Origin of the sequence: Nesterenkonia sp. PF2B19 (assembly GCF_001758425.2) — a bacterium.
Taxonomy (GTDB): Bacteria; Actinomycetota; Actinomycetes; order Actinomycetales; family Micrococcaceae; genus Nesterenkonia; species Nesterenkonia aethiopica.
This window is the reverse complement of the sequence record NZ_MDSS02000037.1, coordinates 25,147-36,165: the sequence shown is the minus strand read 5'-3', so window position 1 is coordinate 36,165 and position 11,019 is coordinate 25,147. Positions and strand designations below refer to the sequence as shown.

The window sequence follows — 11,019 nt, the reverse complement described above, 5'->3', positions numbered from 1 at the left end:
GGTCTTCCAAGTGACCGGCAGGGTGGTCCGGGCGGTGCGGGCGGCGGTCAGCATCCCGGAGGCGACCTGTTCGCTGACTCCGAGGATGTGGGCGGTGTCTGTGGTGGCGGCCTCCCGCAGGGCGCGGCGGGTGTGATGGTCGACTTCGGCGGCGTCAGCTTCTCGGGCTCTGCGGTCTTGGTAGTCCAGCAGTCCGGTGAGGGCTTGGGCTTCGGTCTGTCGGGTGGTGATGATCAGTGCTCGGGCGTGGGAGAGTTCTGGTTCTTGGGCCAGGTGCGCGGCTCGGGCGGGCCAGAACACGGAGCCAGCATCACCAGAACCAGCAGCAGCGTGATCGGCACGAGAGTCGTCGCCGTGCTGGCTGTGCTGGTCTGGGTGCTGGTTCACCCCGTCCTGGTCCTCCATGTCTCCCACGCTATCCACCTCCTCTGACGTCTCTGCCGGGGTGCCCGTCTCTGCCGTCCCTGCGGGGGTGCCCGTCTCTGCCGCCCCTGCCGGGACGCTCTACCCGGCTGCCCTCTCGCGGGGATCCTGCCCCGGCTCCTCCTGGTGTTGCTCAGTCTTCCGGAACCCTCTGACACATCCCGGAGGAGCGGGACCAGCCGGCCAAAACGCACGGTCAGATCCGACCCCAGCCTCGGCCGCAGAACGACTCGAGCGGGGCCCCGACGATCTGTCGGCGACAATGGCGCCGACGTCGACGGGACCCCGCTCGAGGTGCCTCAGAGGTGAGATTCAGGCCAGGGCGGTCTCCAGCGGGAGCGCCTCCTCGCCCAGGGCGTGGGCCACCGGAGCGTGGGTGAGCCGTCCGTCGTGGACGTTCAGGCCGGCCGCCAGGTGCGGATCATCGGCCAGCGCCTGCTTCCAGCCCTTGTCCGCCAGGCGGAAGATATACGGCAGGGTGGCGTTGGTCAGGGCGGCGGTGGAGGTGTGGGGCACAGCGCCGGGCATGTTCGCCACGCAGTAGTAGATCTGCTCGCCGACGGGGAACGTCGGATCGGCGTGCGTGGTGGGGCGGGAGCCCTCGAAGCAGCCGCCCTGGTCGATGGCGATGTCCACCAGGACCGAGCCGGGCCGCATCTGGGAGACCATGTCCTTGGTCACGAGCTTGGGGGCGGAGGCACCCGGAATGAGCACCGAGCCGATCACCAGGTCTGCCGCGGCGACCTCCTCCGCGATGGTCAGGGTGTTCGAGGCCAGAGTGGTCAGCCCGCGGCCGGACATGGCAGAGAGCTCGCGCAGGCGGTCCAGGTTCAGGTCGATGACCGTCACGTCCGCGCCCATGCCATGAGCCGTGATGGCCGCCTGCTCGCCGGCCTTTCCGCCGCCGATGACGACGACCTTCGCCGGGCGTGCGCCGGGCACGCCACCGATCAGCAGCCCGGAGCCGCCCTGGGAATGCATCAGGTGGTAGGCGCCCACCTGTGCCGAGAGGCGCCCGGCCACCTCGCTCATCGGTGCCAGCAGCGGCAGGCCGGTGGGGCCGGTGACGGTCTCATACGCGATGGCGGTGACGCCGCGCTCCTTCAGGGCGGCGGCGCACGCCGGCTCCGCGGCCAGGTGCAGATACGTGAACAGCACCTGACCCTGACGCATGCGGGGGAACTCCTCGGGCTGCGGCTCCTTGACCTTCAGCACCAGCTCGGCCTGACCCCAGACGTCGTCGACGTCGGGCACCAGCTCGGCGCCGGCACCGCGGTAGTCCTCGTCGGAGAACCCTGAACCTTCCCCGGCCCCAGCTGGATCAGCACGGTGTGCCCGCGGCGGGTGAGGTCGACGGCGCCGGCAGGCGTCAGCGCCACGCGGAACTCGTTGTTCTTGACTTCGGTCGGGACTCCGATGATCATCTGGTCTCCTTGCTCCGCCTCCCTTGTGAGGCTGCGGTCGCTGGTGGTCTGGGCGGCGGAGTCGGGCTGAGGTGCGGCGCGGGAGTGGACCGGACGACGTCGTCGTCGGCTGATCCGGGCGCTGGTGCCGCAGTCCGCCGGCCTGGGGGAGGTGGCCCCGGGCTTCACAAGGTTATGGCCCGGCGTGAGGTCCTGCCAAGTGCCGGCGTCACCTGTCGACATGGTCCCTGGATCCGCGTCATTCCGGGGGAGAGGGCTCCGGCCACGTCGCGCACGCGTCAGTGTGGTCGGTGCGGCGGCGCCGTGTGGCAGGCTGTAGTCATGCTCGAAGGACTCGTCGCGGAAGGTGTCGCCACCGGGGTGGCCTTCGTCCTGCTGCTGGTCGCCATGGCCGGAGTGGTGCTCCCGGTGCTGCCGGGCAGTCTGCTGATCATCGTCACCCTCCTGGCGTGGGCGGTGCTGCTGGGAGGGCCTGCGGTCTGGACGGCTGCGGTGATCGGCATGGTGCTGGCCACGGCTGGCTGGGCGGCGTCCACGGTGCTCACCGGACGGGCGCTGCACCGTGAACGGATTCCCCGTGGCCCCATCCTCGTCGGCGTCGTGGCGGCCCTCGTCGGGATGGTCATGCTGCCTCCGTTGGGTCTCTTCCTCGGCTTCGCGTTGGGACTCTTCGGCGCCGAGTTCATCCGGCGCGACCGTGACTGGCAGGCTGCCGCGCAGGCCAGCCTTGCCGCGCTGCGTGCCATGGGGCTGGGCATCCTGGTGGAGTTCGGCCTCGCCGGCCTCGCAGTGTCCAGCTTTCTGATCGGGACGCTCGTCCACCTGCTCACCTGAGCAGGGCCGCGCCGACAGCGAGGGACACTATGGCGGAAACCCCTGTCGTTCGCCGCCCGACGCGACGCTCACCAGGGACGATGTCGGCGGAGTTCCGCTCGTCGTTCGGTTCCTTCAGGGTGTCGGACGGCACAGATGTGGGCTATCTTAGCTGTCTGGACACACGCTGGATCTCGCCGTGCGCGGCGCCGCCGACATGCGCGCGGCGTCCACGCCGAGTGATCGCCGGACGGAGGACGCTGTGGAGGCAGAGCGCGAGGAGGCCCCCGTGCGCGAGGGTGCCGACGCGCCAGAGCCGCATATCTCCTCGCCGGTGCTGATCCTCGCCGGCCCCTCTCCGGCGGTCTCCGAGCTGACGCAGCGCCTCAGAGGCCTGGACGTGAAGGTGCTCCACGCGCCCACCCCGGACTCGGCCCGGCACCTCATCACAGAGGAGCAGCCACAGCTTCTTGTGGTGGACGCCCGGTCCAGCCGACGGATCCCGGGGGTGGAAGAGACCGTGCCCGAGCTGCGTCGGCTCATGGAGGACGCCGCGGCCCTGGTGTGGTTCGACGCCGACGTGGAGTTCGCCGCGGTGACGGCGCTGTGCGAACCCGTGGACGACCACATGGCGTCTCGGATCGACGTCGAGGAGTCGCTGCGGCGTCTGCACTTCCTCACCGGGCGGCTGCCGGAGCGTCGCGAAGGTGAGCGGCTGGTGGTGGGAGACCTGCAGATGGACACCGCGGCACGCACCGTCCGGCGCGGAGAGAAGGACATCGACCTCTCCGACACCGAGTTCCGCCTGCTGCGGCTGCTGATGCGTCACGCCCGCACGGTGCTGCCGAAGACGGAGATCCTCCAGCAGGTGTGGGAGTACGAGTTCGCCGGCCAGGCGAACATCGTGGAGCTCTACATCTCGTATGTGCGGAAGAAGATCGAAGCGGACATGCCCCGCATGATCCACACGGTTCGCGGTGCGGGCTACGTCCTGCGTCCGGCTGAGCCCCCACGACCCGTCGACGGTCCATCCGACGGCCCGCCCGACGAGGAGGCGCGGGATGAAGCTGGAGGGGATGCTCAGGATGACGGCGCTCCGGCGAGGACGAGCGACCCCGACACCGCTGATTACTGATAAGTAGGTTCTGTGGCAGACTGGATGCCATGCATGTGATCTTCCGCACCCTCCTGACCCTGCTGCGCGCTCGTCGCCGCCCGCCGCTCTCGCCCTGGGAGACCTCCACGGTCACGCTGCGCGCGCTGCCCACGGACATCGACATCGCCATGCACATCAACAACGGGCAGTACTTCTCGCTGTTCGACCTCGGCCGCTTCGACCTCATGGCGCGGGCAGGTCTATGGCGGCGTATGCGTGAGCTCGGGTGGTCGCCGGTGGTCCAGGCGGAGCAGATCACCTTCCGCAAGTCGGTCACCTTCCTGACCCGCTTCGAGATCCACACGCGCATGCTCGGCATGGATGAGAAGAGCATCTACTTCGAGCAGCGCGTCGTCGTCGACGGCGAGATCTACGTCCGCGCCCATATCGCTGCGCGACTGCTGTCCGGCTCCGGACCGGTGACCAACGAGCAGATCCTGGATGAGATCCGCGGCCTCGGTCATGAGACCCCCGCCGACCTGGACGTCGGCGAGGAGCTGCGCCGGTGGCGGGAGTCAGCGGCACTGCCTTCGAGCAGGAAGCCGGCGCCGAACGTGTGGTGAACCGCGGATCAGCTCTGACCAGGTGTCAGAGTGGTGTCATGCGGAATGTCTTCAGCATCGATCTCGGTCTTCTCCTGCTCCGCCTCGCGGCGGGCATCCTCCTGCTGGTCGGCGGCCTGCGCAAGGCCACCTGGCTCGGTGTGGACGGCTCGAGCGAGTATGTCGCCGGGCTCGCCGTCCCCTTCGCCGAACATCTCGGGGCTGCCATGGTGTTCACAGAGATCATCGGCGGCGCACTGCTGACGCTGGGGCTGATGACGCGGGTCGCGGCCGCTGTGCTCGCGCTGCTCTCGGGCATGGCGGCGTTCCTGCTGCTCGACCGAGGTACCGTCTTCGTCAGCGTGCACGGGTGGAATGAGCCGTTCCTGCTCCTCCTGGGCAACCCGGTGGAGTTCATGGTGCTCTACGCCGTCCTCGGGCTCGCCCTGGTCTTCACCGGGCCCGGTGCATTCAGCGTCGACGCCCCCGCCTGGCGGGCGATCCGCCGCCGCTGACCCCGCCGCTGATCCTGCCGGGGACGAGTGGGACCAGTCCGCGCTCAGTGCCTCCGGCTGAGCTGACCGCGTCGGTGTGCCGTCCAGACGGCCAGGGAGCCGGCCCCGAGGGCGGCGACTCCCAGTGCTCCGGCGGTGAGGGCATGCGGGGCGGCACCGGTCGAAGCCAGTCCGTCGCCGTCGTCCTCGTCGTCCGCTCCCGTCTCGCCAGCACCCGTCTCCTCTGCGGAGGGCTGCGTGGTGGCGCTGTCGCTGAGGTCGCGATCGGGCGCGCCGGGGACCAGGGGACGCGGGCTGAAGCTCGGGCGGTCCTCGACGCCGTCGTCCTCGCTGGACTCGCCCTCGCTGGACTCGTCGGCGCTGTCCTGGCCCGTCGGCCGGCCCTCCGGAGCGGGGTCCGGAGCCGACGGCGCCCCGGGGACCGAGGGCACTTCGGCAGGGCTGGGCGCGCTGGTGCGGTCCACCTCCTGCGTCGGGTCGGGGTCACTCTCCGGGCTGTCCTCCTGCCCGGGAGTCTCGTCCACGGCGTTCGGGTACAGCGTGAACGTGCTTGAGCAGCTGGCGGTGCGTCCGTCCTCGGCCTCCACCTGCACGGTGACGGTGTCCTGGGTGATCGAGGAGACCTCACGCTCCAGCAGATAGTGGACCGTCATGCCCTCATGCCAGGAGCTGCCTCCGCGGATTCCGGAGCTCACCGAGGTGATGCGGGCGTCAGAGGCGTTGACACTGACTTCGAAGGTCAGGACCTCTCCGGGGTAGCCGGTGGCCGAGGTGCAGGTGGCCTGCAGGTCCTCCGGGTCCGGACTCGGCTCAGGGGACGGCGTCCCCTCGTCCGTCTCGCCCGGATCCGGAGTGGGCTCGGGCTCGGGCGTGGGGTCCGGCTCCGGCGTCGTGCCGGGGTCGGTCGGCTCGACCGTGGACTCGTCGCCCGGCTCGTCAGGATCCTCGGACTCTGGGGCTTCGGACTCAGGTTCCTCGGACTCGGGTTCCTCGGACTCGGGGTCCTCAGACTCGGGATCCTCGGTCTCCGGGGTCCGGTCGTCTTCCTCCTCCCCGTCGGCCTCGTCATCCGTGGACTCGTCGCCTGCCTCCTCGGAGTCGGCGTCCTCGGAGTCGGCGTCCTCGGAGTCAGAGTCGGAATCGGTTCCTGAGTCGTCGTCTGAACCGGCGTCGTCCTGCGTCTCGTCCTCGTCGGGGGAGGCGGAACTGGAGGCGGCCTCGTTCTGGGACTCGCTGGGCTCGGGCTCCTGGCTGGAGGCGGCCGCAGGGCCGGCGCCGCACAGCAGCAGGACGCCTGCCAGGGCGCTCCCGCACAGTGCGGCAGTCAGGCGGGGATGCCGCCCGACGTCGGTTGCGTTGCTCACGCCGGATCACCTTTCACCCGGGGATGGGATGTCAGGGTCCACAGTCTACGCAGAATCACCACAGTTCCATAACGATTTGGTCACTGCCGCAGTCTGAGGCGTCTGAGCTGGGGCGATGCCTCTCCGACGTCGTCGCGCCCGGCGTGCCCTCTGGAGGAGCTCCCGGCAGGGCGGCCCTCTGGGACGCAGAGATGCCCGGGAAGATCACGGTGGCCGTGATCTTCCCGGGCATCGTCCCGGGCGCTGAGCCTCAGGTGCTGAGCGTCAGGTCAGGCGAGCCTCGGGGGAGGTGGTCAGCGCCGGGTCGTCCTGGGCGAGGTGCCCGATGACCGAGTCGATGGCCTCCATGACCGAACCGTCCAGGGTGACCCCGGCGGCGGCGACGTTCGAAGCGATCTGCTCCGGCCGGGAGGCCCCCACCAGCGCAGACGCCACATTCTGGTTCTGCAGGACCCACGCGATGGAGAGCTGGGCGAGCGTGAGCCCGAGCTCGTCGGCGATCGGCTTGAGCTTCTGCACCGCGTGCAGGATCTCGTCGTCCAGATACCGCTGGATGAACTGCGCACCACCCTGCTCGTCGGTGGCGCGGGATCCCTCCGGCAACGGCTGACCCGGTACGTACTTGCCGGTGAGTACGCCCTGGGCGATGGGCGACCAGACGATCTGGGAGATGCCCAGCTCCTCGGAGGTCGGCACGACGTCAGACTCGATGACGCGCCAGAGCATGTTGTACTGCGGCTGGTTCGAGATCAGCTGGAAGCCCAGCTCCTTGGCCAGGGCGTGGCCGGCGCGCAGCTGCTCCGCCGTCCACTCGCTGACGCCGATGTAGAGTGCCTTGCCCTGCCGGACGATGTCGGCGAACGCCTGCATCGTCTCCTCCAGCGGAGTCTCGACGTCGTAGCGGTGAGCCTGGTAGAGGTCCACATAGTCTGTGCCGAGACGGCTCAGGGAGCCGTCGATGGACTCCATGATGTGCTTCCGGGAGAGTCCAGTGTCGTTGTGTCCCTTGGGGCCCGTGGGGAAGTAGACCTTCGTGAAGATCTCCAGGGATTCGCGGCGCTGGCCGGCCAGCGCGTCGCCGAGGACCTGTTCTGCGACGGTGTTGGCATAGACGTCCGCAGTGTCGAAGGTGGTGATGCCGGCGTCGAGCGCGGCGTGCACGCACTGGGTCGCCATGTCGTTCTCGACCTGCGAGCCGTGGGTGATCCAATTGCCGTACGTGACTGATGAGACCTTGAGGCCGCTGTGGCCGAGATACCTGAACTCCATGCAGATCAGACTAGTCAGCCGGTGAGCCCCTGACCAGAGGCTCGCGGCGCAGTCACATGTGTCCTTCCAGGCATGATGCGATGCTCTCCGATGACGACGGCGGGCCGATCGTTCCAGGTGAGGCCTGCCTCTCCTGCGTGGTCAGCGCGGCTCCCGGTGGCTACAGTGGCATCAGAGGCGGCCCCGGCACCCGGCGGCCGCCAGAGATCCGAGACGAGGAGTGTTCTCACCATGGCACAGCTCACCGGCGCGCTCGAGGCGGCCTTCAACGACCAGGTCACTCTGGAGCTGGAGGCTTCGCTGGTCTACCGCCAGCTCGCCATCGAGATGGACATGCTCGACCTGCCCGGTATGGCGTCGTGGTTCCGGGCGCAGGCCGATGAGGAGGTCGTGCACGCCAATCGCTTCATCGATCACATGACCGACCGGGACGCCCACCCGCGCATCCAGGCGGTGCCTGCCGTCGCGGCGACCGCGGGCACGGTGCAGGAGGCCTTCGAGGCCTCGCTCGCGCATGAGCAGAAGGTCTCGGAGTCGATCCGGAACCTGTACCGGCTGGCGCAGCAGGAGGGTGACATCGACGCCCTGCCGCTGCTCAACTCCTTCATCGACGAGCAGCTCGAGGAGGAGGCCACCGTCTCCGAGCTGATCGGCAAGATCCGGCTGATCGGAGACGACGGCCCGGGACTGCTGAAGCTGGACGAGCAGCTGGGCGCCCGTCAGTCCGGCGGCACGGAGGCCGCGGAGTAGCCAGTCCGGTTCCGATGACGCAGGCGGGCGGGCCGCCGGTTCAGAACGGCGTGTCCGCTGTGTCGGGCGACTCCGCCCGCCGGGCGAGCTGCTGTTCGATGCCGTCGAGCAGCAGCCTCAGGCCGAAGTCAAAGCTCTCCTCCCAGGTGCCCGCGAAGGTGTCCTCCGAGAGGGAGGCCATCGTGGGGTAGCGGCCGGTGTCGAAGATCTCGTAGAGGAACGGTGCCTGGGCCTCCCAGAACTCCTCATCGGTCATGCCGCTCTCCGCGGCGGCGCGCTGGGAGAGGATCTCCTGCCGCACCGCGCCGGTGACGTAGGAGTCCAAAGCGACCACCACGTGCATCTTCTCCCGGTCGGAGAGCGGCAGGTCCTTCAGGCCCGTCATGATCAGCTCCATGTCGGCCACGCTGTTGGGTCCCAGCACGGGCCGTGTCCAGTTGACCTGCAGCAGCCACGGGTGCGCCAGGTACTGCTGCCGTCCGCCGTGGCCGACCCCCTCCAGTCCGACGCGCCACCCGGCATCGAAGGTGGTGCGGCGCAGATGCGTGGGTCCGCTGACCGCGTCCAGCATGAGATTCAGCAGCTCAGTCTTGGAGGGGACGTATCGGTAGAGGGACATGGTGCCGACGTCGAGCCGCTGGGCCAGCTTCCGCATGGACAGGGCGTCGAGGCCCTCGGAGTCGGCAAGGCCGATCGCGGTGCGGACGATCTGCTCCAGCGTCAGCGTCGGCTTCGGGCCCTTCTTGGGATCCGGCAGGCCGTACCAGAGCAGCTGCAGGCTCTTCCGGACAGGATTCTCAGCATTCATGGTGGCCTCAGCCTAACCGCCCTTGATGACTGCGCACGGCGTACGCTACATTTGTTGCGTTCAGTGTACGAAGAAGGGGTGGCGTGGGATGACGGCACAGGAGCTCGCCGTGGAGACCGTGGGTCTTACGAAGCGATACAAGGACAAGGTGGCGCTCGACGGCGTCGACCTGGCTGTGCCCCGTGGGACGGTGCACGGGCTGCTCGGCCCCAACGGGGCGGGAAAGACGACCACGGTCCGGGTGCTGGCCACCCTGACGGATCCCGACGGCGGCGAGGCCCGGGTGGCCGGGCATGACGTCGTCGCTCAGCCACGCGAGGTGCGCCGCAGCATCGGTCTGACCGGACAGCAGACCGCGGTGGACGACCTGATGACCGCCCGGCAGAACCTGACGATGTTCGGTCGACTGTTCCGGCTCAGCAAGGCTGACGCGCGCCGGCGGGCGGACGAGCTGCTGGAGATCTTCGGACTCACCGAGGCCGCCGGTCGCTCTCCCAAGAAGTTCTCCGGCGGGATGCGGCGGCGGCTGGACCTCGCGGCGTCGATGATCCTGGCGCCGCAGGTGATGTTCCTCGACGAACCCACCACGGGCCTCGACCCCGCCGGGCGCCGGGAGGTGTGGGAGGCGGTGCGGAACCTCACCTCCCAGGGGACCACCGTTCTGCTGACCACGCACTATCTGGACGAAGCGGACAAGCTGTGCGACCGGATCAGCCTGATCGACCACGGACGGAACATCATCGAGGACACACCGGCCGGGCTCAAGCGTCGGATCGGGGACGAGCGGCTCGACGTCGTCGCGGTCGATCCCGCCGACCTGGCCGGGCTGGCCGAGCTCGTCCGGCAGGCGACCGGCGCAGACCCCGCCCTGGACGAGGACGCCGCGACGCTCAGCGTCCCGGTGCCCGACGGCGTGGCCGCCCTGACCACCGTGGCGGTGGAGATCAGAGCCCAGGGCATCGAGGTCGCCGACATCGGTCTGCGCCGCCCCACGCTGGATGAGGCATTCCTGCACCTGACCTCCCGAACGGGTGCCGCACAGGAGGAGACCCGATGACGACGACGACTCACCACGACGGCCGCCGCAACGGACGCACTGGCAGACACTCCCTCGGCTCCGCGACGGCCCCGACGGCCCAGCCCGGCGCCGGGCTGCTCTGGGCGGCCCGTGACTGCTGGACGATCGTCCTGCAGGAGTTCACCCACCTGGTGCGCCAGCCCAGCACCTTCGCCTGGCAGATCGGCTTCCCGGTGGTGATGGTGCTGATGTTCGTCTACGTCTTCGGTTCCGCCATGGACGTGACCGGGCAGGGCGCGGGGGAGGGGTATGTGGACTTCGCCATGCCAGGGATGTTCGCCATGACCATGGCCTTCGGCTTCATGGACACCGCCTATGCGGTCACCCACAACAAGGAGAAGGGGTTCATGGACCGCTTCCGGTCCATGCCCATGGCCTCCTCGGCACCCGTCACCGGGCGGGCGGTCTCGGATGTGATCCGCGCGGCGATCGACCTGGCCGTCATCGTCGGGGTCGCCCTGCTGATCGGGTGGCGCGCCGGCGGCAGCTCGGGGCCACGCTGCTGGCGTTCGCGCTGCTGCTGTGGCTGCGCCTCGCACTGATCTTCGTCGGCATCTACCTGGGGCTGTGCATCCGGAACACGGAGACCGCGGGCATGCTGTTCGCCGTGGCCTTCCCTCTGGGGTTCATCTCCTCGGTGTTCGCCCCGCCGGAGATGATGCCCGGCTGGCTCGGGGCCATCGCGGCCTGGAACCCGGTGTCCTCGACGGCGGCCGCCATCCGCGAGCTCTTCGAGACCCCGGGGATGCAGCATCTGGAGCCCGCCTACTGGATCGACGGCCATGCCGTGGCCGGTGCCGTGATCTGGCCGGCGGTGATCATGCTGATCTTCCTGCCGCTGGCGGTCCGGCAGTTCAAGAACCTCAGCCGCTGAGGC

General features: G+C 69.1%; 12 protein-coding genes and 1 pseudogene. 8 read left to right on the top strand and 5 right to left on the bottom strand.

What is annotated here, in order from left to right; all coding sequences use genetic code 11:
- Together BCY76_RS11570 and ald are read right to left on the bottom strand one after the other, a co-directional pair.
- Window positions 1-405, bottom strand: a 405-nt coding sequence (locus BCY76_RS11570) for a hypothetical protein (protein WP_170922676.1), incomplete at its 3' end; no start/stop codon positions are given.
- A 330-nt stretch (window positions 406-735) separates the two neighbouring features.
- Window positions 736-1,847 (bottom strand): annotated as a pseudogene (gene ald, locus BCY76_RS11565) (alanine dehydrogenase).
- 321 nt (window positions 1,848-2,168) lie between these two features.
- Here ald and BCY76_RS11560 point away from each other — a divergent pair.
- The 4 genes from BCY76_RS11560 (at window position 2,169) to BCY76_RS11545 (ending at window position 4,873) form a co-directional block, all read left to right on the top strand.
- Window positions 2,169-2,681: a DUF456 domain-containing protein gene (locus BCY76_RS11560; RefSeq protein WP_070160956.1), complete on the top strand. Its 513-nt coding sequence runs from the start codon at window positions 2,169-2,171 to the stop codon at window positions 2,679-2,681.
- A 241-nt stretch (window positions 2,682-2,922) separates the two neighbouring features.
- Window positions 2,923-3,795, top strand: coding sequence for a winged helix-turn-helix transcriptional regulator (locus BCY76_RS17610; protein ID WP_237090114.1), 873 nt, complete (start codon window positions 2,923-2,925; stop codon window positions 3,793-3,795).
- A gap of 29 nt (window positions 3,796-3,824) precedes the next feature.
- Window positions 3,825-4,379: an acyl-CoA thioesterase gene (locus BCY76_RS11550; RefSeq protein ID WP_070160960.1), complete on the top strand. Its 555-nt coding sequence runs from the start codon at window positions 3,825-3,827 to the stop codon at window positions 4,377-4,379.
- 38 nt (window positions 4,380-4,417) lie between these two features.
- Window positions 4,418-4,873, top strand: a complete 456-nt coding sequence (locus BCY76_RS11545) for a DoxX family protein (RefSeq protein ID WP_139827757.1) — start codon at window positions 4,418-4,420, stop codon at window positions 4,871-4,873.
- 44 nt (window positions 4,874-4,917) lie between these two features.
- Here the strand turns inward: BCY76_RS11545 and BCY76_RS11540 are convergent, their stop codons facing one another.
- Together BCY76_RS11540 and BCY76_RS11535 are read right to left on the bottom strand one after the other, a co-directional pair.
- Window positions 4,918-6,237, bottom strand: coding sequence for a hypothetical protein (locus BCY76_RS11540; protein ID WP_070160964.1), 1,320 nt, complete (start codon window positions 6,235-6,237; stop codon window positions 4,918-4,920).
- A gap of 264 nt (window positions 6,238-6,501) precedes the next feature.
- Window positions 6,502-7,506, bottom strand: coding sequence for an aldo/keto reductase family protein (locus tag BCY76_RS11535; protein WP_070160966.1), 1,005 nt, complete (start codon window positions 7,504-7,506; stop codon window positions 6,502-6,504).
- 231 nt (window positions 7,507-7,737) lie between these two features.
- Here BCY76_RS11535 and BCY76_RS11530 point away from each other — a divergent pair, with 231 nt between their 5' ends.
- Entirely contained in the window at window positions 7,738-8,256 is a 519-nt protein-coding gene (locus BCY76_RS11530) for a ferritin (protein WP_085437709.1), read from the top strand.
- Window positions 8,257-8,296: 40 nt separating this feature from the next.
- On the opposite strand, the gene BCY76_RS11525 is transcribed toward BCY76_RS11530, so the two are convergent.
- Window positions 8,297-9,064 carry a TetR/AcrR family transcriptional regulator gene (locus BCY76_RS11525; RefSeq protein WP_070160968.1) on the bottom strand — a complete coding sequence of 256 codons (768 nt, stop codon included), beginning with the start codon at window positions 9,062-9,064 and terminating at the stop codon, window positions 8,297-8,299.
- 88 nt (window positions 9,065-9,152) lie between these two features.
- Between BCY76_RS11525 and BCY76_RS11520 the strand changes: the two genes are divergently transcribed.
- Genes BCY76_RS11520 through BCY76_RS18625 form a run of 3 tightly spaced genes read left to right on the top strand, consistent with a single transcriptional unit; the run spans window position 9,153 to window position 11,016 of the window.
- Entirely contained in the window at window positions 9,153-10,121 is a 969-nt protein-coding gene (locus tag BCY76_RS11520; RefSeq protein ID WP_070160970.1) for an ATP-binding cassette domain-containing protein, read from the top strand.
- Window positions 10,118-10,684, top strand: a complete 567-nt coding sequence (locus BCY76_RS18630; RefSeq protein WP_201791123.1) for an ABC transporter permease — start codon at window positions 10,118-10,120, stop codon at window positions 10,682-10,684. Before BCY76_RS11520 ends, BCY76_RS18630 begins: the two co-directional genes overlap by 4 nt.
- Window positions 10,612-11,016, top strand: coding sequence for an ABC transporter permease (locus tag BCY76_RS18625; protein ID WP_201791122.1), 405 nt, complete (start codon window positions 10,612-10,614; stop codon window positions 11,014-11,016). The genes BCY76_RS18630 and BCY76_RS18625 overlap by 73 nt, the downstream gene beginning before the upstream one ends.
- The last annotated feature ends 3 nt before the right edge of the window (window positions 11,017-11,019 follow it).

Excerpts from the sequence above, each read along its gene's own strand:
- BCY76_RS11535 (WP_070160966.1), bottom strand. The coding sequence starts at position 7,506 with ATGGAGTTCAGGTATCTCGGCCACAGCGGCCTCAAGGTCTCATCAGTC.
- BCY76_RS11545 (WP_139827757.1), top strand. The coding sequence starts at position 4,418 with ATGCGGAATGTCTTCAGCATCGATCTCGGTCTTCTCCTGCTCCGCCTC.
- BCY76_RS11560 (WP_070160956.1), top strand. The coding sequence starts at position 2,169 with ATGCTCGAAGGACTCGTCGCGGAAGGTGTCGCCACCGGGGTGGCCTTC.
- BCY76_RS18630 (WP_201791123.1), top strand. The coding sequence starts at position 10,118 with ATGACGACGACGACTCACCACGACGGCCGCCGCAACGGACGCACTGGC.
- BCY76_RS11550 (WP_070160960.1), top strand. The coding sequence starts at position 3,825 with ATGCATGTGATCTTCCGCACCCTCCTGACCCTGCTGCGCGCTCGTCGC.
- BCY76_RS11525 (WP_070160968.1), bottom strand. The coding sequence starts at position 9,064 with ATGAATGCTGAGAATCCTGTCCGGAAGAGCCTGCAGCTGCTCTGGTAC.
- BCY76_RS11520 (WP_070160970.1), top strand. The coding sequence starts at position 9,153 with ATGACGGCACAGGAGCTCGCCGTGGAGACCGTGGGTCTTACGAAGCGA.
- BCY76_RS11530 (WP_085437709.1), top strand. The coding sequence starts at position 7,738 with ATGGCACAGCTCACCGGCGCGCTCGAGGCGGCCTTCAACGACCAGGTC.